Here is a 20528-nt window from a genome sequence, read left to right on the forward strand (position 1 = left end):
TTCAGGATCCCACCCGGCACTGACAATTCCCCGGGGCGGCGCATGCGCGGCCTCTGCGCGCTCCGGCCCGGCGGTCCGTAAGCTGTGCCTCGTCAGACCGACCGGGCAGCGGGGATTTGAACATGGCGATGATGCGGCTCCGGCGCGAGGACCCGCGTGTCGTCGGCTCGTTCAGACTCCACCGGCGGCTGGGCGCCGGCGGTATGGGCGTGGTGTACCTGGGCTCGGACAAGCGCGGCCAGCGGGTGGCGCTCAAGGTGATCCGGCCGGACCTGGCGGAGGACCAGGAGTTCCGGTCCCGCTTCGCGCGCGAGGTGTCGGCGGCCCGCCGGATCCGCGGCGGCTGCACGGCCCGGCTGGTGGCGGCCGATCTGGAGGCGGAGCGCCCGTGGTTCGCCACCCAGTACGTCCCGGGGCCGTCGCTGCACGACAAGGTGGTGGAGGAGGGCCCGCTGCCGGCGGCCCGTACCGCCGCGATCGGGGCGGCCCTCGCCGAAGGGCTGCTGGCCGTCCACGAGGCGGGGGTCGTGCACCGCGACCTCAAGCCGTCGAACATCCTGCTCTCGCCCAAGGGCCCGCGGATCATCGACTTCGGCATCGCCTGGGCGACCGGTGCCAGCACCCTGACGCATGTCGGGACGGCGGTCGGCTCCCCCGGCTTCCTGGCGCCCGAGCAGGTGCGCGGCGCGGCGGTCACGCCCGCCACCGACGTCTTCGCGCTGGGCGCCACGCTCGCCTACTGCGCGACCGCCGACTCGCCGTTCGGGCAGGGCAGTTCCGAGGTCATGCTCTACCGGGTGGTGCACGAGGAGCCGCAGCTGCACGGCGTGCACGACGCGCTCGCGCCGCTGGTCCGGGCCTGCCTGGCCAAGGACCCCAAGGAGCGGCCGACGACCCTGCAGCTCTCCCTGCGGCTGAAGGAGATCGCCGCCCGGGAGACGCACGGGACACCGCCCGACGCGCGGCCGGCGCCGTCCCGGCTCGCGGCCGACCGGCCCGGCGGGCGGCAGCCCGGGGAGCGGCCCGGCGCCGATCAGGCACCGCAGCGCACGGAACGGGGACCGGGGGGCGCGGCGCCGGGCCCCCCGCGGACCCGCGGATCCGCCCCGGGCCCGTCGCGCGGCGGCGGGCGTTCGGGGGCGCGCCCGACGGGCAGGCGTGCGCCGGGCGCGCGTGTGCCCTCCTCGCGCACGGGACGCGGTACGGGCAGCCGTCCCCCGTCCCGGACGAACGGTACGGGGCGCCGGCTGGCGCCCGGGCCGGACCGGCGGCTGCTGCGGCAGCGACTGGTGGTGTTCGTCACGGTGACGGTGCTCGTCGCGCTGGGCATCGCCGCGGCGCAGGGCTGTGAGGGACCGGCCCGGGGCCTGCCGGGGCCGGCGGCGCCGTTCGGCGCGGACCGCGGCCCGGCGGCCGGGGGCCCGGCGGGGGCGGCGGGGGCGGAGCGGACGGCCGGCTGAGCGGGCCGGGTGTCCCGGCGAACCGTCAGCCGGCGGGCCGGCCGGCGGCCACCGCGTAGAACGCCACGGCGGCGGCGGCGCCCACATTCAGCGAGTCCACCCCGTGCGCCATGGGGATGCGTACCCATGTCCCGGCGGCCGCGAGCGCCTGCCGGGACAGTCCGGTGCCCTCCGCGCCCAGCATCAGCGCGACCCGCTCCAGCCGGTGCGGTGCCGCCTCGTCGAGGGTCACGGCCCGCTCGTCGGGGGTCAGCGCGAGCAGGTCGAACCCGGCGGCACGCACCGCCTCCAGTCCGCGCGGCCAGGCGTCCAGCCGCGCGTAGGGCACCGCGAAGACGGCGCCCATGGAGACCTTCACCGAGCGCCGGTAGAGCGGATCGGCGCAGTCCGGGGAGAGCAGCACGGCGTCCATGCCGAGGGCCGCCGCGCTGCGGAAGACCGCCCCGATGTTGGTGTGGTCGTTGACGGCCTCCATGACGGCGACCCGGCGGGCGTCCGCCAGCAGTTCGCCCGCCGTGGGCAGCGGGGTGCGGTGCAGGGAGGCGAGGGCGCCGCGGTGGACGTGATAGCCCGTCACGCGTTCGGCGAGACCGGGGTCGACCACGTACACCGGGGCGGTCGCGGCCTCGATGACGTCGCGCATCGTCCCGGCCCACTTGGCGGAGAGCAGCAGGGAGCGCATCGGGTAGCCGGCGGAGAGCGCCCGCCGGATCACCTTCTCGCCCTCCGCGATGAACAGGCCCTCGGCGGGCTCCCTGCGGCGGCGCAGTTCGACATCGGTCAGGTCGGTGTAGTCGCGCAGCCGGGGATCGCCGGGGTCGTCGACGGTGATGGGTTCAGCCACGGGGTGATACCGCCTTGTCGGGGTTCGCGCCGGCGGCCCGTCCGCCGGGGCGGCGGGGGGAGGGCGGCCCGGCCTGCGGGGCGCCGTTCGCGGGGCGCTGACTGCGTCCAGGGGCGAGAGCGGGGCCCGGCTCGCGGAGCCGGGACACCCCGCCGGAAGCGGAGTACGGCTCGCGGGGCGCGGGCCTCCCTTCGGGGGACGGGGCGGCGGCCCCGCCGGCGGGTCGCGCGGTCATCCCTCGCCGGTCCGCCGCCCGACCGTCACGACCTCTCCGATGACGATCACCGCGGGGGGCCGTACGCCCTCGTCGGTCACGCGCCGCGCCACCGTGGCCAGGGTCGCGTCCACCCGGCGCTGGGCGGCCGTGGTGCCCTCCTGGACGACGGCGACCGGGGTCTCCGGCGTCCGGCCGTGCGCGATCAGCGCCTCCGAGATAGGGCCGATCTTGTCGACGGCCATGAGCAGCACCAGCGTGCCGTGCAGCCGGGCGAGCGCCGCCCAGTCCACCAGCGAGCGCGGGTCGTCGGGGGCGACATGCCCGCTGACCACGGTGAACTCATGGGCGACACCGCGGTGGGTGACGGGGATGCCGGCGGCCGCGGGCACGCTGATGGAGCTGGAGATGCCGGGCACGACCGTGCAGGGGATGCCGGCTTCGGCGAGCGCCTCGGCCTCCTCCATGCCGCGCCCGAAGACGTACGGGTCGCCGCCCTTGAGGCGGACGACCGCCTTGCCCGCCTTGGCGTGTTCGATCAGCGCGTTGTTGATGGCCTCCTGCGCCATGAACCGGCCGTACGGGATCTTCGCCGCGTCGATCACCTCGACGTGTGGCGGGAGTTCGTCGAGGAGGTCGCGGGGGCCGAGCCGGTCGGCGATGACGACGTCCGCCTCGGCCAGGAGCCGGCGGCCGCGGACGGTGATCAGATCCGGGTCGCCGGGGCCGCCGCCGACCAGCGCGACGCCGGGGGTGCGGGCGCGGTGGCGGGGCGCGGCGAGGGTGCCGTCCCGCAGACCCTCGACGATGGCGTCGCGCACGGCGGCGGAGCGGCGCGGGTCCCGGCCGGTGAGCACGGCCACGGTCACGCCCTCGCTGCGGCCGGTCGCGGGGGTCCAGGCGGTGGCGGCCCCGGCGTCGTCGCTGCGTACGCACCACACGCGGCGGGACTCGGCCTCGGCCGAGGCGGCGGCGTTGGCCTCGGGGTCATCGGTGGAGATGAGCGCGTACCAGGCGCCGTCGAGGTCGCCCTGCCGGTAGCGGCGGCGTTCCCAGCGGACCTCGCCGGCCGTGGCCATGGCCTCCACGGAGGGGGTGGCGGACGGTGAGATCAGCAGCACGTCCGCGCCGGCGGCGACCAGTCCGGGCAGCCGGCGCTGGGCGACCTGTCCCCCGCCGAGCACGACCACGCGGCGGCCGGCGAGGCGCAGGCCGACGGGGTAGGCGGCGGACGGCGCGGATTCCGGCAGGGTCTCCGGCGCGGATCGCGGCGCGGGGGTGTGCGCGGGTTCCGGCCGGGCGTCGTCGTTTCGGGTCATGGCGGGGCGGCTCCTCGGGGCGGCAGGGGGCTGCGGGCCGCTACTGCGCTGGAGCGGCGGGCGGGGTAGGTGCGGGGCGGGGATCCGGCCGTGCGTCCGGCGGCCGGTCCGCCGCGCTCCAGCCTAGAGTGCGGCGGATTACCGGGCTGTTTCGCGGCTCACTCCGGGCGGACCCGACGCGACGGGGTGATGTGTCACACGGTCCGGTGCGGCGCAGGGCGGTGGGGTGCTGGGCGGTGGGGTGCTGGGCGGTGGGGTGCGGGCGGTCGGAGCTCCTTCCAGTCCGGTGGCTCTCGCATCGTGGGCGCGGGCGGGTCCGGAATCCGGAGCGGTTGCGGACAGGCGTTCCCGGGCGGGCCGTTCCGGGCCCGGTGCCGGCGGTCGCGGCCGGATCGGGCGGTCCGGGCACCGGGCGGTCCGCCCCGGCGGTTCCGGCCGGCCTGTCCGGGAGGGAGGGCCGCGGTCCGCGGCGTACCGTACCGGTCTCCGGCCACGGGCGGTCCCGGGCCCGGCCGCACCCCCGGGTACGGCCGCGTGGCCGTACCCGGGGGTGCGCCGGAAGCCGGTCCCGTGGCGGGGCGGCTAGGACTTCTCCGTGACGCCGGCCGAGTCGAACGTCGCGACCTCGTGCATCGCGCGGGCCGCGCTCTGCACCACCGGCAGCGCCAGCAGGGCACCCGTGCCCTCGCCGAGCCGCAGATCGAGGTCGACCAGCGGCCGCAGCCCCAGTTTGGTGAGGGCCGCGACATGGCCGGGTTCGGCGCTGCGATGCCCCGCGATGCAGGCGGCGAGCGACTCGGGGGCGATCGCCCGGGCGGCCAGCGCGGCCGCTCCGGCGCTCACCCCGTCGAGGATCACCGGGGTGCGCAGCGAGGCACCGCCGAGGATCAGGCCCACCAGCGCGGCGTGCTCCAGGCCGCCGACGGCGGCGAGCACACCGACCGGGTCCTCCGGGTCCGGCCGGTGCAGCTCCAGTCCGCGCCGTACGACCTCCACCTTGCGGGCGTGCGTCTCGTCGCTGATGCCGGTGCCGCGGCCGGTGACCTCGGCCGGGTCCTTCTCCGTGAAGACGGAGATCAGCGCGGCGGAGACGGTGGTGTTGGCGATGCCCATCTCCCCGGTGAGGAGGGCCTTGTTGCCCGCGGCGACCAGGTCCCGGGCGGTCTCGATGCCCACCTCGATCGCGCGCAGCACCTCCTCGCGCTCCAGGGCGGGGCCGGCGGTGAAGTCGGCGGTGCCGGCCCGGATCTTCCGCGGGAGGAGACCGGGCGTGCTCGGCAGGTCACCGGTGACCCCCACGTCGACCACGCAGACCTCGGCGCCGATCTGGCGGGCGAAGGCGTTGCACACGGCGCCGCCACCGAGGAAGTTGGCGACCATCTGGGCCGTCACCTCCTGCGGCCACGGGGTGACGCCCTGGGCGTGGACCCCGTGGTCCCCGGCGAAGATCGCCACGACGGCGGGTTCCGGGACCGGCGGCGGGCACTTCCGGGACAGCCCGCTGAGCTGGGCCGAGATGATCTCCAGCATGCCGAGGGCGCCGGCGGGCTTCGTCATCCGCTTCTGCCGCTCCCACGCCTCGCCGAGCGCTTTGGCGTCCAGCGGGCGGATGCCCTGAAGGGTCTCCGCCAGCAGGTCGTGCGGCTCCTCGCCGGGCAGCGCGCGGCGGCCGTACGTCTCCTCGTGGACCACCCACGACAGCGGGCGCCGCTTGGACCAGCCCGCCTGCGCCAGTTCGGGTTCGGCCGGGAACTCGTCGACGTAGCCGACGCAGAGGTACGCCACGACCTCCAGGTGCTCGGGCAGGCCGAGGGCCCGGACCATCTCCCGCTCGTCGAAGAAGCTCACCCAGCCGACACCGAGGCCCTCGGCGCGCGCCGCGAGCCAGAGGTTCTCGACGGCGAGCGCCGAGGAGTACGGGGCCATCTGCGGCTGGGTGTGCCGGCCGAGGGTGTGCCGGCCGCCACGGGTGGGATCCGCGGTGACGACGATGTTGACGGGGGTGTCGAGGATCGCCTCGATCTTGAGTTCCTTGAACTGCTTCGCCCGGGCCTTGGGCAGCGACCTGGCGTACGCCTCGCGCTGGCGGACGGCCAGTTCGTGCATGGCCCGGCGGGTCTCGGCGGAACGGATGACCACGAAGTCCCAGGGCTGGGAGTGGCCGACGCTGGGCGCGTGGTGGGCCGCCTCCAGGACCCGCAGCAGGACGTCGTGCGGCACGGGGTCCTTGCGGAACCCGTTGCGGATGTCGCGGCGTTCCCGCATGACGCGGAGCACGGCCTCCCGCTCGGCGTCGCCGAAGCCGGGGGCCGGGGGTCCGGAGGGAGGCGCCGGCTGCTGTCCGGAGGGGACCGCGCTCGGCTCCGGCTCGGCGGCATGGGCCCGTACGGTGTCCGGCGCGGAGGCGGGAGTACCGGCTCGCGGGGCGGACCGGGCGGAGAGGAGCCGGTCCGCGAGGGCGATACCGGGGTCCGGTGCGGTGCCGGTGTCCGCGGCCTTGCCGGTGCCGGTGTCCGTGTCCGTGCCGGTGTCGGTGTCCGCGGCCTTGCCGGTGTCCGTGCCGGTGCCGGTGCCGGTGTCCGTGCCCGTGCCGGTGTCCGTGCCGGTGTCCGTGCCGGTGCCGGTGTCCGTGCCGGTGTCGGTGTCGGTGTCGGTGTCGCTAATGGGAGTGGCTCCGGTGGGGGATGCGGCGGCGGGGACGGTTTCCCTGGCGGGCGTGCCGTCCTCCGGCGCGGACTCGGTGACCGGCTGCCCCGCTGAGGGACCCGCCGGGGCGGTTTCCGGCTCGGTGACCGGCTGTTCGGCGGTTACGGTCCGGTCGGCGGCAGCCGCCTGCCCGTCGGTCGCGGGCCCCGCCGGTTCCGGCTCGGCCGCCGGCGGGCGGCCCGCGGACCGCTCGGCGGCGGGCGTCTCGGCGGCCTCGGCGGTCGCCGTGCCGACAGGCTGGGCGGCGGCCTCCGGCACGGTCGGTTCGGTCGGCTCGGACCCGTCTCCGGCAGAGCGGGGTTCGTCCGCCCGGGCCCCGCCTGCGTCCGGTTCGGCCGTCTCCGGGCCTGCGGTATCCGGCTGAGCCGCTTCCCGCACCGCTGCGTCCGGGGGGACGCTCTCCGTCCCGGGCGCGGAAACACCGGCGCCGGGCGCGGGTGGTGCCGTGTCCGGGCCGTCGTCCTGAGCGGCCGGGGCGGGATCCGTTCCGGCGCCGGGCTCCGTCCCGGCCGGGGTGTCGGGTCCGGCGGCTGTCTCGTCGGGAGAGACGGCTTCGTCGGCCCCCGGCTGTCCGGCGGGCGGCTGTCCGGCGGGCAGGACGGCGGTACCGCCCGCGGGCGGTACGGACCCGGCGGCGGACGGCCCGGTGGCGGACGGCCCGGTGGCGGGGTCGTCCCCGGCGGGGGCGGAGGCGTCGTCCGCCGGCTGGGCCTCCGAGGGCTCCCCGCCGGCCGCGCCGGTGCCGGGCGGGGTGACCCGCGCGTCCGTCGCTTCCTGCGCTTCCTGCGCGGCGATCACCACCGGTGCCTCGTTCCGGGTGGCCGAGGACCCGGCCGCCGCCGGCCCGGCGGCCGGGTCGCCGGCGGCGGTGCCGTCCGTGCCCTCCGGAATCCCCGTGTTCTCCGTTGTCTCCGGAGCGGCCTCCGGAGCAGCGGCCGGTTCGGCCTCCGGGGCAGGAGTCCCCTCCGCCTCCGCAGCGGCCGGTGCGGCCTCCGTGACGCCGTCCTCCCGGGGTCCGGGGGCCGTTTCGCCGGTGGCGGGGCGGGCCGCCCGGCGCCGTCGGCCCGTTCCGGCGGCGACGCTCACGGGCTGCTCCTTCCCCCCGGCCCCGGGCTCCTCCGGTACCGGGGCCTCCCCGGTACCCGGCCGGCCGGCGACAGCCGCGGCGGCATCCGGTCCGGCACCGGTGGCGTCCGCTGCACGGCTGGCATCGGCGGGTGCGGCGGGAACGTTCTCCGCGTCCGCGGGTGCCGTCGCGGGTGCCGCACGGCGCCGGCCGCGCCGGCTCCTGCCCGCGGCCGGCGCGGGGGTCTCCTCGGCGGCGGCGGGCGCCGGGTCCGTGCCGGCCGCCACCGCGTCCGGTACCGCCCCGGCGGCGGACTCGGGTGTCTCCGGGGTCTCCGGCACGGTTTCCGGGGCGTCGTCCGCCACCGGGTCGGCGGGCAGGGCGAGTTCGGCCGCGGCCGGCCCGGGAGCGGGCTGCCCGGTGCCGCCGGCGGGGGTTTCCGGCTCGGCGGCGGGGCCGGCCACCGCGGCCGGGGACGACAGCTCGCCGGGCGGCGCCGTCGGGTCCGTGCCGTCGGCCGCACCGGCCTCCCGGGACGGGGACGCCGGCTCCGTCGCCGCCTCCGTCGCCGCCTCCGTCCGCGCCTCGGCGGGCTCGTCCCGTCCGCCGTCCGCGCCGGGCTGCCCCGGACCGGGCTCCGCGACCGGCCCGGGGACGGAGGGGGAGTGCCCCGTTCCGGGGAGCAGCGGGGCGGCGGCACCTCCGGTCCACGCACCGGTGGAGCCGGTCTCCGCCGGCCCGGGAACGGTGACCGCGGTGACCGGCCCGCGCTCGCCGTCCTGGTCGGCCGGCTGACCCGACCGGGGCCCGTGCTGCGCCGGGATCTCGCCGAGCTGCGGGCCCGGCAGCGCGGCGGACGGCTGCTGCGCGTAGGCCGGGATCGTCACGGGCGGCTGCTGCTGCGGTACATGGGCCCGCGCCGGGGCGGGCGCCGCCCCGGGGAACTGCCGGGCGGGGGCGCCCGCCGGACCGCGGTCGGCGAGGGAGCGGACGACTCCGCCCGTGGAACCGCCCGGCTCGGGCACCGGCGGGCCCGAGTGGAGCGGCCGCCGAACGGGGGCCGTCCGCTGGGGCGCGGGAGCGGCCGGTCCCGACGGGGACGGCCCGCTGAACGGCTGTCCGCCGGCGGGACGCGGGATGTACGGCTGCTGCTCCCGCGGCTGCTCATAGAGCTGCGGCTGCTCGTGCGGCTGCCCGTAGGGCTGCGGCTCGTAGGGCTGCGGCTGCTCATAGGGCTGCGGCTGTTCGTGCTGCTGCTCGTAGGGCTGCTGCTCGTGGGGCGCGGACCCGTACGGGGCGGCCGGTCCGACCGTCGGCTGGGGCAGCGGTCCCGTCAGGGGGTCGGGCAGCGGGTCGGTCAGCGGGTCGTACGCGGGCTGCTCGCTCCAGGCGCCCTGGGTTCCGGGCATCAGCAGCAGGTCGTCGTCCGCGGCGGGGGCCGCCGGCTCCGCGGGGCCGGGGTAGGGGTACCCGGCGGAGGGGTCCTGCGGGAAGGGAGGGTCCTGGTGGAGCGAAGGGTCGCCTCCGGGGGCGGCGGGAGCCGCCTGCTGGGGCGCCCCCTGCTCGCCGGCGGCGTTCTCCGGCAGCCCCTCGTCCGGGATCCGGCCGGTGTCAGTCATGCGTACCCCTCGCCCATCGATAGTGCTCCATCGACCCGCCCGCCCGGCGCGCCCGACCGCGACGCGAAGGCCGCTCATGGGATGGAACGAGCGTCCGCGCCGGTCGGTACGTCCCACGTCCCCCGAGTTCCGTACCGAGCGCTCGAAACGCACGGTGCGTTTCGGGAATTGACGAACGAAGTGCCGAACGCCGCTGCGTCACAACAGTCCGCCAGCCTACCTGCCGCGGAGGTCCCGCACGGCACGGGTGGACAAGCTCAGAGCGGCCGGCCGATCCTGTGACCGCACAGGAAAAAGCCCACGTCACGCTGGCGTTCCGCCCATCCCGACTCCTGCGACGTGTCCAACTCCACAGTCTGGATCAACGCGCATTCGACGCCGTATCCGCCGTCGGTCAGAGCACGGCCGACGGCCTCCGCCTCGTCGCGCGTCCTGGCATGCGTGACGAGGCGCTCGGGCCGCCGGGCGGCGCACGCCGCGACGACCGGGGCACCCCCGCCGCCGACCCGGATCGTGTCCGGTTCGGGCAGATCCTCCAGGATGTGCGGCGCCGTGCCGTGCACCGTCTGGATCTGCACCCCGTAGCGGCGGGCGTTGTCCCCGGCGACGACCAGGGCCCCCGGGTCCCGGTCGACGGCGATGACGGCGGCGCCGAGCCGGGCCGCCTCGACCGCCGCCGCGCCGCTGCCGCAGCCGATGTCCCAGACGAGGTCCCCCACGCGCGGGCCCAGCCGGGCGAGTTGGGCGGCGCGGAGCTGCGCGGTCTCGGCCTCGGAGAGCACTCCGCCGTAGCTCTGGGCCGGCAGGGCCCAGCCGCGGGGCCCGGCGGCCAGGGCGGTGTCGCCGCCGGCCAGCCAGGTACCCTGCTGGGCCCCCGGGGAGGTGAAACCGCCGATGGACAGCACGACGTTGGGGTCGCGCCAGGTGTGGTCGGCGACCTTGTCGGAGGTGAGGACGGTGACCCGCTCCCGCTCGGTGCCCAGTTCCTCACAGATGACGAAGGTGCGGTGCACCGGGCCCAACAGCAGGGCGAGTTCGGCCGGGCCGGCGCCGGGCGCCGTGAGGACGGCCACCTTGCTGTGGGCGCGGCAGACGTTGACGGCCCGGCGCAGATCGCGGCTGTGGGCGGTGACGATCCGGGCGTCGTCCCAGGCCATGCCCGCGCGGGCGAAGGCGGCGGCGACGGACGAGACGGCGGGCACCACCTCGACCTCCAGCCCGTGCTCGGGGGCGCGGAGGGTGCGGACGACCCCGAAGAATCCGGGGTCGCCGTCGGCGAGCACGACGGCGGTGCCGCGGTGGGCGACGATACGGCGGGCCGCGAGGTCGAGGCTGCCGAGCCTGATCCGCTCGGCGGCGGGCGGCACTTCGGGGAGGGCCAGGTGGTGGGGCGCGCCGGCGACGAGGGTGGCGGCTCCGAGGGCGGAGCGGGCGGCGGCGGTCAGCGGCGAGCCGTCCCATCCGATCACCGTGACCCGGTCGGCCATCGTCGTCAGTCTCCTGGGAAAGTCGCGCACGGGTGCCCGCGGGGGTGGGGCGGGCACGGTGAGGGTACCCCGCCGGCCCGGGCGTACCGCGCGCAGGGGCGCCGGTCCGGGCGGCGGGTGCGCCGCCGGCGGGGGGCGTCAGTTCCAGTCGGCGTACGCGGCCCGGTCTCCCCGCGCCGCCTCCTCGTCGAGGTCGTCCAGGTCCTCGGGGAGCAGGCTCCAGACGATCAGGTCGGTGCGGATGTCCGTCCAGCCGCCGTCCTCGGTGCGGGTGCGGGCTATCCAGGCGTTGCGCAGCACGCCCTCGCTGATGCAGCCGGTCTTCTGGGCGACCTGCTGGGAGGCGGTGTTGTCCGCCGCGGTGCGCAGTTCGAGCCGTTCGAAGCCCTGGTGGCGGAAGAGCCACTGGGCGACGGCGCGCACGGCCTCGCTGGCGTAGCCCTCGCCGCGGGCCCAGGGCGCGGTGACGTAGCCGATCTCGGCGGAGCGGCAGCGCCAGTTGGTGTTGCGCAGATGGACGGTGCCGACCAGCCGCTGGGTGAGGAACTCGGCGACGGCGAAGACGATGCCGCGGCCCTCGGCGCGCTCGGCGGGGGCGGCGCGGCCGGCCCAGTCGCGGGCGTCGTCCAGGGTGTACGGGTGGGGGGCGGAGGTCCAGGCCGTGACGAGTTCGTCGTTCATCATGTCCGCGAGGGCGGGCACGTCACCCTCCTCGAACGGGCGCAGCACCAGGCGGTCGGTGCTGATCGTGATGTCCGGGAAAGTGGGGGTCATGGGCCGCTCCGGGTCCGGGGTCTGCTGGACAGCCCAGCATGCAGCATCGGCACGGTGCGGCGCAGCGCCGGGTGGGGCGGAGGGGGCGGGAGGGACGGCCGCGGGCCCCGCGCGCGATGTCGGGGCCCGCGGCCCGGTGGGCGGTCCCGCGGGAGGCCGGGGGCGCGGCCCGGGTCAGGAGGCCGCGGCTCCGAAGGCGGGGAGGACGGAGCCCTCGAACCGCTGGTTGACGAAGGCCGCCACCTCGTCGGAGGTGAGGAGCCGGGCGAGTTTCCCGACGCGCGGGTCGTCCTCGTTGCCCTTCTTCACCGCGAGGAAGTTCGCGTACGGGTTGCCCTCGGCCTTCTCCAGGACCAGGGCGTCCTTCGCGGGCTTGAGTCCGGCGCCGATGGCGAAGTTGCCGTTGATGACGGCGGCGTCGACGTCACCGAGCCGGGTGGGGATCTGGGCGGCCTCCAGCTCCTCGAACTCCAGGCCCTTGTCGTCGGCGATGTCGCCGAGGGTGGCGTCGCTGCCGGTGCCGTCCTTGAGCTCGATGGCGCCGTGGTCGGCGAGGAGCTTGAGGGCGCGGCCCTCGTTGGTGGCGTCGTCGGGCAGGGCGACGGTGTGGCCGGCCGTCAGGTCCCCGATCCCGTCGAGCTGCTCGGAGTACAGGCCCAGCGGCTCGATCTCGACGTCGACGACGGGCACGATGTGGGTGCCCTTCTGCTCGTTGAAGTCGTCGAGGTAGGGCTTGTGCTGGAAGAAGTTGGCGTCGACCTCGCCGCTCTCGGTGGCCGTGTTGGGGAGGACGTAGTCGTCGAACTCCCTGATCTCCAGGGCGAGTCCGGCGTCGGCGGCCAGGTTCTCCTTGACGTGGTTCAGGATGTCGCCGTGGCGTGCGGACGCACGGGGGCGCCGCACGGACGTGCGAGTACGGGGTGGGCCGCGGCCACGGCGGGCCCGGGCCGGTCACGGCGCCGCGGCGTCCGGGCGCGGCCGGACGGGGCGGTCATGACGCGGGGCGGGGCGGTGTCACCATGGGTCCGGCGGGCCGGACGGCACGGCGGCGCGGAGCTCGCTTCGGGGCGCGAGGAACTGGAGAGGGGCCCTCAGCGGCGGCACATTCGACACATGCGGCGAGCACCGGGCGTCGGAAGCGCCCCGGTCGCGGTGATGCGGCTGCTCGTCGTGGTCATGCGCCCCAGTGAAACAGACGCCGGCGCCGAAGGATCCCCCGTATCCACATGATGGACAACGGTGACTGGACGGTGGACACGGGGCGGACCGTCCGCAGCGGCCGGGCCGGCGGAAACCCCCGCATGCGCACAGGGGGACCGTTCGCCGGCCGCCCGGGCAACGGGACCGGCCGTGGCCGATGCCACGCCGCGGCCGGGCCCCGGGGGCGGGCGCGGCGGCCCGGGGCGGGCGCACTAAAGTCGTCCCATGCCTCTCCCTCGGACCGGCCGCCCGCAGAGCGCCCCGCGCCAGCGCCGGAGGCGGTACCGGTGATCACCGCACTGACGCTCGCGGTCTCCGCGGCCGCTCTCGCGCTCGCCGCCTGGTGCGGCTTCGCGGCCTACCGCGACCAGCCCACCAAGGACTGGCACTTCATCGGCATGGCCGTGGTGAGCGTGCTCGCCCTGGCCCAACTGGCTGTCGGCATCGTCCGGCTGGCGGGCGGCGACCGGCCGGAGGGCGGCACCGGGATCTTCCTCGCCTATCTGCTGGGCGCGGCGGCGGCCGTACCCGCCGCCGGTTTCCTGTCCCTGGCCGAGCGGACCCGCTGGGGTTCGGTGACGGTGGCGGCCGGGGCGCTGGTGCTGGCCGTCCTGGAAGTGCGGCTCCACGACATCTGGGGAGGCGGTCCCGGTGCCTGAGGCGACCCCGCCCCCGGCCCCGGACACCCCGGCTCCGGACACCCCGGCTCCGGACACCGCCGCCGCGGAGACGGCGGGCGCGGAGACGAGGGCGCCCGACGCCGCGGCGCGGCCCGCCGCTCCCCCGGACGCCCCCGCCGGGGACCGCCTGCGGCTGGGCACCGGCCCGGGCCGGCTGCTCGTCCTGCTCTACGGCGTCTTCACCGTCGGCGCCGCCTCGCGCTCCATCGCCCAGATGCTGATGAAGTTCGACGAGGCGCCGCTCGCCTACGTCCTCTCCGCGGCCGCGGCCTGCGTCTACGCCGTCATCCTCTTCTCGCTCGTACGGGGCGGCGAGGGCGCCCGGCGCCTCGGGCAGATCTGCTGCGGACTGGAACTGACGGGTGTGCTGGCCGTGGGCACCTGGACCCTGGTGGATCCCGCGGCCTTCCCCGACGCCACCGTCTGGTCCGACTACGGCATGGGTTATCTCTTCCTGCCGCTGGTGCTGCCCGTGGCGGCCCTGTTCTGGCTGCGCGGCGCGCGCCGCGCCTGACCGCGGCCGCGCAGGCGGCGGGCCGGCCGCCACGGCGTGTACCGGGGCGGCCGGCCCCGCGGTGGAGAGCCGCTTCCGGGTCAGGCGCTGGCGACCAGACTGCCGACCGTGGCGCCCTTCTCCAAGGTCACCAGGCTCAGCCCGCGCGAGATCTGCTCGGTGCCGACCGGCGCGTAGCCGCAGCGCCGGTAGAGCCGCAGATTGCCCTCGCTGCGGTGGCCGGTGAGGAGGCGGTAGCGCTTGGCCTCCGCCTCCTCGGCCAGCCGCGTCTCGATCGCGGCGAGCAGCCGCCCGCCGAGACCGTGCCGCTGCATGCGCGGATGGACGATGAGTTTGGCGATGCCGGCGGTGCCGTCGGCGTCCACCGTCCCGCGGACGGAGCCGACGACCTCGGGGCCGAGCCGGGCCACGAGCACCAGGCTCCGGCCCAGTTCGGCACGGAGGTCGTCCAGGGACTGGGTCAGCGGTTCGATGCCGTAGTCGCCGTACAGCTCCGCCTCGCGCTGGTAGCAGAGGTACTGGAGTTTGAGGATCTGCTCGGCGTCCTCATCGGCCGCCGCAGAGATGGTCACGCTCATGCCCATACGCGCACGCCTCCCCTTTCGAGTCGCCCGGGCGCGAGCTGAGGGTGGGGCGCCCGGGCCGGATGCCCTGACCGGAACGGCAAACGGATTCGCCGCGTCCATGGCTCCGGTCGGCTAACGCTCCCTTCCCCGAAGTCCGGGAGCCGCAACCTCCGCCGTGAGCATTCTGCGCAGACATCCCAGGCACCGGGAACGAATCGGCCCAAGACTTCCCTGTGAGATTCCCAACGCGCCTGCGATTTCCCGGTACGTCGGGTCGTACGGGGACAGCATGGCGGCCAGCAGACCGGGGCACCGGCCCGGCAGCCGGCGTACCGCGCTCCGCAGTTCGCGCCGCTCCTCGGCCGCCAGCACCCGCTCCTCCACGCCGGGCGGTCCGGCCGTGCGGGTCCGGACGGCGGGGCCCGGCTCCCCGCCGTCCACCATCGCGTACGGCACCTCCCGGCGGGCGCGGAGCCGGGCCCCGCGCCCCTCGCTGCGGACGGCGGCCCGCAGCCATTCGGCCACGGCCCGCTCCGGCAGCGGACCGGACTCGCGGCGGTGTTCCAGCAGCCGCAGCCAGGCTCCCTGTTCGAGGTCGGCGGCCTCCGCGGCGGTGCCGTGGGCCTCGGCCGCCGCCTCGGCGGCGAGCAGCGGACGCAGCCGGAGGAACAGGTCACTGAGTGTCATGCCGTCCGGGACACCCGGACGATGCAGGATGGTTTCGCCAACCCTGCGAACTCACCCGTCCGGGCCGCCGGCCGCGCGGCCCTTGACCCGGGGCCTTGACCCGGGGCCAGCCTTGACGCGGGCCCTTGACGCGGGCCCTTGGCCCGGGGCCCGCTCCGGGGCTCAGTCCCGCAGGAAGTCCTCCCGTGCCAGCAGGGCCGTGTCGCAGTTGTCGGTGAAGATCCCGTCGATGCCGGTGGCGAAGTAGGCGCGGTACGCGCCGAAGGCGTCCCCGTACGCGGCCGGGTCACCGCCGCGCCGGAATTCGGCGGGCAGGAAGGTGTTCTCGTTCCGCATCGTGTACGGGTGCAGGACCAGCCCGGCCCGGTGCGCGTCCTCGACGAGCCCGGTGGGGGTGCCCAGCTTCCCGTCGGCGCCCTTGGGGATCACCAGGTCGAGCAGGGGGCCGATACCCTGCGCGAAGCCCGCGATCCACGCCAGGCCCTCCGGGGTGACGAGATCGGCCACCGTCCGCGGGTCGCCCGCCTCCCGGAAGTCCCAGGGACGGTCGTCGGCGGTCCACAGCAGCACCACCCGCGGCGTGGAGACCAGCCGGCTCATCCGCTCCATGCTGGTCGGCTCGAAGGACTGCAGGAAGACGGGCGCGTTCCTCCGGTGCCGCCCGTACCGGCGCAGCAGCTTCGCCAGCCGCTCCTCCAGGCCGAGGCCGATCCCCCGGAAGTAGCTGGGGTGCTTGGTCTCGACGTGCAGCCACACCGGGCGGCCCCGGCGGCGGCCCTCGCGGTCCGCCCACTGGAGCACCTCCTCGAAGGAGGGGACCTCCCAGCGGCCGTTGTAGAGGGTGTTGTGCGGGCGGACGGCGGGGATGCGCTCCTTCGCGCGCAGGGTCTTCAGCTCCGCCAGGGTGAAGTCCTCGGTGAACCAGCCGGTGATCTCCGTGCCGTCGACGGTCTTGGTGGTCTTCCGCGCGGCGAACTCGGGGTGGTCGGCGACGTCGGTGGTGCCGGTGATGTCGTTCTCGTGGCGGCAGACCAGATGGCCGTCGCGGGTGGGCACCAGGTCCTGCTCGATGACGTCCGCGCCCAGGTCCAGCGCCAACTGATAGGCGCCGAGGGTGTGTTCGGGACGGTAGCCGCTGGCGCCCCGGTGGGCGACGACGGCGGGCACCGGCAGCCCCCGGTACGCGTCCCGGCCGCCCTTGCCGGCGGCGGCCTGTGCCGTACCCGCCGCGGCCGCCGTGCCCGCCGCGCCCAGGACGGCCGCGCCCGCGCCGAGGGCCGCGGCCCCCAGCAGTGCCCGACGGCCCGGCCCGTGCTCCTGCGACTGCTCCATGAGAACCCCTGCCTCCTGTGGTGAATCTGCCGGACGACCGGGGGTGATCGTAGGCGGCTGCACCTGTCCCGGGGGAGGCCGCAAACCGAACACGGGGCGAACACACGCGGACTCGCGGCGTCCGCGAGCCGGACCGATGTGCGTCTCCGGCGATCTCGCGAGTACCGTACTCACCTGCAGACTCCCGCGATGCGGAAACATTCCGCGCGCTGCCTCGGCCGACGACCAGGACCAGACCGGAGGGCCCGTTGTCCCGTATTGCGCTCAAGGCGCTTCTCGGATTGCTCGTGCGCGTCCTGTTCCGCCCCCGCGTCGAGGGTGCGGAGCACGTCCCCGCCACCGGGCCGGTCATCCTGGCCGGGAACCACGTCACCTTCATCGACTCGCTGTTCCTCGCGCTCGTCATGAAGCGCCAGGTCTTCTTCATCGGCAAGGACGAGTACGTCACCGGCAAGGGGATCAAGGGCCGGCTGATGGCCTGGTTCTTCGGGATGTCCGGCATGATCCCCGTCGACCGCGACGGCGGGCACGGCGGCGTGGCCGCGCTGATGACCGGCCGCCGGCTGCTGGAGGAGGGCAAGGCGTTCGGGATCTACCCGGAGGGCACCCGCTCGCCCGACGGCCGGCTGTACCGGGGCCGGACCGGCGTCTCCCGGCTCACGCTGATGACCGGGGCGCCCGTGGTCCCGTTCGCGATGATCGGCACCGACAAGGTGCAGCCGGGCGGCAAGGGCATGCCCCGGATCGCCCCGGTGACCGTCCGCTTCGGGGCTCCCCTGGACTTCTCGCGCTACGACGGGATGGACCGCGACCGCTACGTGCTGCGGGCGGTGACCGACGAGGTGATGAGCGAGGTCATGCGGCTCTCCGGCCAGGAGTACGTGGACATGTACGCCACCAAGGCGAAGGCGGCCTGACCGGCCCGGCCGGCGCGCGACGGACGGCGGCCCCCGGCGGAAGTGCCCGCCGGGGGCCGCCGTTGTCCGTGACCGGGTACGCCCCGGCCGCCGGCCGTCAGCAGTGGATGTACCGCAGGAAGAAATGGGTGGCGAAGTCGCCCCGGGTGTCGATGGTGAACTTCTTGCTCCTGCCCTTGGGGCCGACCCAGGGACCGTCGAAGTACCAGCCCTTCTGCGTCCTCACCCGCACATAGGGGCAGCGGCCGTCGGCGCGGGTGTCCTTGACCGTGCCGTGGACCCGGGATCCGCAGCGCTGCCCGTTGGCGTAGCCCTCCCGGGACTTGACGGACCAGTTGTAGCAGGGGGCGTCCCCGCCGGCCGGGGCGGCGGAGGCGGTGCCGTTCACGGGCACCGCGAGGAGCGCGAGTGCGGCCAGCGCGATGAGCTGCTTCCTCATGACATGACTCCCTTGTCTCGGTTGCGGCCGTCACGACTGTGCGCCGGGGACGGGGCCCCGCAGGGGGGTTCGCCGGAGAAACCACCCGACCGGGCAGCGGTCCCCGGGCAGCGGTTCGACACGCGGACACCCTGGCGCGGCCGTGGCCGCCGCACGGGGAGGGCGGGGAACGCTTCGGAGCGGAGAGCGCGCGGGGCCGGGAGGGCGCCGGGCGGAGGGTCGCCGGATCGGAGCAGCCGGGGAAGCGCCCGGGCCCGGGCGTGACTAGCGTCCTGTCCCGTACACCGGTCCGGTCCGCCGGCCCTCCCCCACGGGCCCGGGCCCCCGCGGCCCCGGCCGAGAGGAAGTCCGATGCGCCTCGCCGCCCTCGTCACCACGCTGGCCGCCGTCACGGCGACCGGTCTGCCCGCCGCGCACCCGGCCGCCGCGGAGGATCCGCGGCCCCCGGCCCCGGCGGGGGCGTCACCACAGACGCGGCACCGGCCGCCGGAGCACTCCGCGGCCCGCACGGCCGTCCTCCCGCGCACCGTCCGGTGGCTGCTGGACTCCGACGGCTCCTTCCGGGAGCGCTACCGGAAGGACGGCTCCCCCGCCGCCCGCCGGATCGCCGCCCGCACCCGGGCGGCCCTCGAGACCGGGGGGATCGCCACGCACCTGCCCCGGGGCGCGCACGTCCCCGAACTCCCGCCGATGACGGTCTGGCGGGCCCGGGACGACGGCGCGCGCGTCGCACGCGTCGCCTACACGGGGACGGCCGTCCCACCCAGCGGCATCGCCGTCCACTACGACGCGGCGCACCGCCTCACCGGCACCGTCGAGCACGTCTTCGAAGAGCGCGGTGAGACCCAGGGCCGGGTCGCGGTGTGGCGCGACGGGCGGCAGGTGCTGGACGCCTTCGTGGAGCACACCCCCGAACCCTCTTCCTGGTCCGAGCGGTTCACCGACTGCACGGGCGACCGGGACGTCCCCGGCTGGGTCGTCCAGGCGCTGGTCACGAGCGGAGCCCCGGCCCCCGGGAAGGCCGGCGGCACCGCGCCCCCCGAGCAGCCGGGCGGCCTCCGCATCCCCTTCGCGGACACGCTCCTGCTCTGCTCCCGGCAGGCGGACCGCAACGGCTGACGGACGGCCCACCGGCGGCCCCGGGAGGCCCGTCCCCGCACGCCCGGGACGGCCCGCCGGGTCCGGGGCAGCCCCGGGGGCAGCCCCCCGGGGTCAGCCGTCCTTGGAGCTCGCCTCGGCCATGGCCTCGGCCGTCGCCCTCGCCGTGGCCCACTGCTGCTGAACGGCCAGGTCGGCCTTCACCCCGGCGAGCTGGACGGCCACCGCCTCCGGCGCCGTACCGCCGCGGCCGTTGCGGGCCGCCAGGGCGCCCGGCACATGGAGCACGCTCCGCACCGCGGGGGTGAGGTGCGGGGAGATCTTGGCGAACTGCTCGTCCGTGAGCTGGTCCAGCTCGATGCCGTTCCGCTCGCACTCCTGGACGCACTCGCCCGCCACCTCGTGCGCCACCCGGAACGGCACACCCCGTTTGACGAGCCACTCGGCGATGTCGGTGGCCAGCGAGAAACCGGCCGGGGCCAGCTCCTCCATCCGCTCCCGGTTGACGGTGAGGGTCGCCATCATGCCGGTGAAGGCGGGGAGCAGGACCTCCAGGGTGTCGCAGGAGTCGAAGACCGGCTCCTTGTCCTCCTGCAGATCCCGGTTGTACGCGAGCGGCAGCGCCTTGAGGGTGGCGAGCAGCCCGGTGAGGTTGCCGATCAGCCGGCCGGACTTGCCCCGCGCCAGCTCGGCGATGTCCGGGTTCTTCTTCTGCGGCATGATCGAGGAGCCGGTGGAGAAGGCGTCGTGCAGGGTCACGAAGGAGAACTCCTTCGTGTTCCAGATGATGACCTCCTCCGCGATCCGCGAGAGGTCGATGCCGATCATCGCCGTGATGAAGGCGAACTCGGCGACGAAGTCGCGGGAGGCCGTGCCGTCGATGGAGTTGGCCGAGGAGCCGTGCTCGAAGCCCAGGTCGGCGGCGACCGCCTCCGGATCGAGCCCGAGCGAGGACCCGGCCAGCGCCCCCGATCCGTACGGCGAGACGGCCGTGCGGTCGTCCCACTGGCGCAGCCGCTCGGCGTCCCGCGAGAGTGCCTGGACGTGGGCGAGGACGTGGTGCGCGAAGAGGACCGGCTGGGCGTGCTGGAGGTGGGTGCGGCCGGGCATGGCCACGCCGGGATGCGCCTCGGCCAGGGAGACGAGGGCCTCCTGGAGCTCGGCGAGCAGGCCGCCGATGATGCGGGCGTGGTCCCGCAGGTACATCCGGAAGAGCGTCGCGATCTGGTCGTTGCGGGACCGGCCGGCCCGCAGCTTGCCGCCCAGCTCCGGGCCGAGCCGCTCCAGCAGCCCGCGCTCCAGCGCGGTGTGCACGTCCTCGTCGGCCACGGTGCCCGTGAACGAGCCGTCCGTGACGTCCGCCTCCAGCCGGTCGAGCCCTTCCAGCATCCGGGCCAGTTCCTCGTCGGTGAGCAGACCGGCCGAGCGCAGCACGCGGGCGTGGGCGCGGGAACCCGCGATGTCGTACGGGGCGAGCCGCCAGTCGAAGTGGACGGACGCCGACAGCTGGGCCAGGGCCTCCGCCGGTCCGGAGGCGAAGCGGCCGCCCCACAGCCGGACGTCGCCGCCGTCCGGGGTCGGGTCCTGCTGGCCGTTGGTCATCGGT

General features: G+C 76.0%; 16 protein-coding genes. 5 read left to right on the forward strand and 11 right to left on the reverse strand.

Annotated elements, in window-relative coordinates; genetic code table 11:
* The first annotated feature begins 122 nt into the window (after positions 1-122).
* A complete protein-coding gene (locus KBZ10_RS06785; protein ID WP_210986578.1) occupies positions 123-1460 on the forward strand; it encodes a serine/threonine-protein kinase in 1338 nt (445 codons plus the stop codon).
* Positions 1461-1485: 25 nt separating this feature from the next.
* Here the strand turns inward: KBZ10_RS06785 and KBZ10_RS06790 are convergent, their stop codons facing one another.
* From KBZ10_RS06790 to KBZ10_RS06815, 6 genes are all read right to left on the reverse strand, one after another.
* On the reverse strand, positions 1486-2304 hold the full coding sequence (locus KBZ10_RS06790) for an RNA methyltransferase (RefSeq protein ID WP_210986579.1): 819 nt from the start codon (positions 2302-2304) through the stop codon (positions 1486-1488).
* A 231-nt stretch (positions 2305-2535) separates the two neighbouring features.
* The gene (cobA, locus tag KBZ10_RS06795; RefSeq protein ID WP_247701922.1) at positions 2536-3837 is read right to left on the reverse strand and encodes a uroporphyrinogen-III C-methyltransferase; all 1302 of its coding nucleotides are present in this window, start codon (positions 3835-3837) and stop codon (positions 2536-2538) included.
* A 582-nt stretch (positions 3838-4419) separates the two neighbouring features.
* Entirely contained in the window at positions 4420-9228 is a 4809-nt protein-coding gene (gene cobT, locus KBZ10_RS06800) for a nicotinate-nucleotide--dimethylbenzimidazole phosphoribosyltransferase (RefSeq protein ID WP_210986580.1), read from the reverse strand.
* Positions 9229-9485: 257 nt separating this feature from the next.
* Positions 9486-10715, reverse strand: coding sequence for a precorrin-6y C5,15-methyltransferase (decarboxylating) subunit CbiE (gene cbiE, locus KBZ10_RS06805; RefSeq protein ID WP_210986581.1), 1230 nt, complete (start codon positions 10713-10715; stop codon positions 9486-9488).
* 138 nt (positions 10716-10853) lie between these two features.
* Entirely contained in the window at positions 10854-11489 is a 636-nt protein-coding gene (locus KBZ10_RS06810) for a GNAT family N-acetyltransferase (protein WP_210986582.1), read from the reverse strand.
* 174 nt (positions 11490-11663) lie between these two features.
* A complete protein-coding gene (locus KBZ10_RS06815) occupies positions 11664-12392 on the reverse strand; it encodes a MetQ/NlpA family ABC transporter substrate-binding protein (protein ID WP_210986583.1) in 729 nt (242 codons plus the stop codon).
* 584 nt (positions 12393-12976) lie between these two features.
* Between KBZ10_RS06815 and KBZ10_RS06820 the strand changes: the two genes are divergently transcribed.
* Complete coding sequence (locus KBZ10_RS06820) at positions 12977-13348, forward strand: hypothetical protein (protein ID WP_210986584.1); 372 nt, start codon at positions 12977-12979, stop codon at positions 13346-13348.
* A 148-nt stretch (positions 13349-13496) separates the two neighbouring features.
* Positions 13497-13883: a hypothetical protein gene (locus KBZ10_RS06825; protein WP_210986703.1), complete on the forward strand. Its 387-nt coding sequence runs from the start codon at positions 13497-13499 to the stop codon at positions 13881-13883.
* An 80-nt stretch (positions 13884-13963) separates the two neighbouring features.
* Here KBZ10_RS06825 and KBZ10_RS06830 read toward each other — a convergent pair whose 3' ends face one another.
* The 3 genes from KBZ10_RS06830 to KBZ10_RS06840 form a co-directional block, all read right to left on the reverse strand.
* A complete protein-coding gene (locus KBZ10_RS06830; RefSeq protein ID WP_210986585.1) occupies positions 13964-14569 on the reverse strand; it encodes a GNAT family N-acetyltransferase in 606 nt (201 codons plus the stop codon).
* Positions 14570-14581: 12 nt separating this feature from the next.
* On the reverse strand, positions 14582-15136 hold the full coding sequence (locus KBZ10_RS06835; protein WP_210986586.1) for a sigma-70 family RNA polymerase sigma factor: 555 nt from the start codon (positions 15134-15136) through the stop codon (positions 14582-14584).
* A 162-nt stretch (positions 15137-15298) separates the two neighbouring features.
* Positions 15299-16468 (reverse strand): glycerophosphodiester phosphodiesterase, encoded by a 1170-nt coding sequence (locus KBZ10_RS06840; protein ID WP_210986587.1) that lies wholly within the window; start codon positions 16466-16468, stop codon positions 15299-15301.
* 248 nt (positions 16469-16716) lie between these two features.
* Between KBZ10_RS06840 and KBZ10_RS06845 the strand changes: the two genes are divergently transcribed.
* Complete coding sequence (locus tag KBZ10_RS06845; RefSeq protein ID WP_210986588.1) at positions 16717-17385, forward strand: 1-acyl-sn-glycerol-3-phosphate acyltransferase; 669 nt, start codon at positions 16717-16719, stop codon at positions 17383-17385.
* 97 nt (positions 17386-17482) lie between these two features.
* Here the strand turns inward: KBZ10_RS06845 and KBZ10_RS06850 are convergent, their stop codons facing one another.
* On the reverse strand, positions 17483-17824 hold the full coding sequence (locus KBZ10_RS06850) for a hypothetical protein (protein WP_210986589.1): 342 nt from the start codon (positions 17822-17824) through the stop codon (positions 17483-17485).
* Positions 17825-18175: 351 nt separating this feature from the next.
* Between KBZ10_RS06850 and KBZ10_RS06855 the strand changes: the two genes are divergently transcribed.
* Positions 18176-18943 carry a hypothetical protein gene (locus KBZ10_RS06855; RefSeq protein ID WP_210986590.1) on the forward strand — a complete coding sequence of 256 codons (768 nt, stop codon included), beginning with the start codon at positions 18176-18178 and terminating at the stop codon, positions 18941-18943.
* 93 nt (positions 18944-19036) lie between these two features.
* Here the strand turns inward: KBZ10_RS06855 and argH are convergent, their stop codons facing one another.
* A complete protein-coding gene (argH, locus tag KBZ10_RS06860; RefSeq protein ID WP_210986591.1) occupies positions 19037-20524 on the reverse strand; it encodes an argininosuccinate lyase in 1488 nt (495 codons plus the stop codon).
* Positions 20525-20528 lie beyond the last annotated feature (4 nt).

This window comes from Streptomyces sp. F63, from assembly GCF_018070345.1.
In the GTDB taxonomy this organism is placed as follows: Bacteria; Actinomycetota; Actinomycetes; order Streptomycetales; family Streptomycetaceae; genus Streptomyces.

What these genes read in the sequence shown, in the direction of transcription:
- KBZ10_RS06785 (WP_210986578.1), top strand. Translation starts at nt 123, where the DNA reads ATGGCGATGATGCGGCTCCGGCGCGAGGACCCGCGTGTCGTCGGCTCG.
- cobA (WP_247701922.1), bottom strand. Translation starts at nt 3,837, where the DNA reads ATGACCCGAAACGACGACGCCCGGCCGGAACCCGCGCACACCCCCGCG.
- cobT (WP_210986580.1), bottom strand. Translation starts at nt 9,228, where the DNA reads ATGACTGACACCGGCCGGATCCCGGACGAGGGGCTGCCGGAGAACGCC.
- cbiE (WP_210986581.1), bottom strand. Translation starts at nt 10,715, where the DNA reads ATGGCCGACCGGGTCACGGTGATCGGATGGGACGGCTCGCCGCTGACC.
- KBZ10_RS06810 (WP_210986582.1), bottom strand. Translation starts at nt 11,489, where the DNA reads ATGACCCCCACTTTCCCGGACATCACGATCAGCACCGACCGCCTGGTG.
- KBZ10_RS06830 (WP_210986585.1), bottom strand. Translation starts at nt 14,569, where the DNA reads ATGGACGCGGCGAATCCGTTTGCCGTTCCGGTCAGGGCATCCGGCCCG.
- KBZ10_RS06835 (WP_210986586.1), bottom strand. Translation starts at nt 15,136, where the DNA reads ATGACACTCAGTGACCTGTTCCTCCGGCTGCGTCCGCTGCTCGCCGCC.
- KBZ10_RS06840 (WP_210986587.1), bottom strand. Translation starts at nt 16,468, where the DNA reads ATGGAGCAGTCGCAGGAGCACGGGCCGGGCCGTCGGGCACTGCTGGGG.
- KBZ10_RS06850 (WP_210986589.1), bottom strand. Translation starts at nt 17,824, where the DNA reads ATGAGGAAGCAGCTCATCGCGCTGGCCGCACTCGCGCTCCTCGCGGTG.
- KBZ10_RS06855 (WP_210986590.1), top strand. Translation starts at nt 18,176, where the DNA reads ATGCGCCTCGCCGCCCTCGTCACCACGCTGGCCGCCGTCACGGCGACC.
- argH (WP_210986591.1), bottom strand. Translation starts at nt 20,524, where the DNA reads ATGACCAACGGCCAGCAGGACCCGACCCCGGACGGCGGCGACGTCCGG.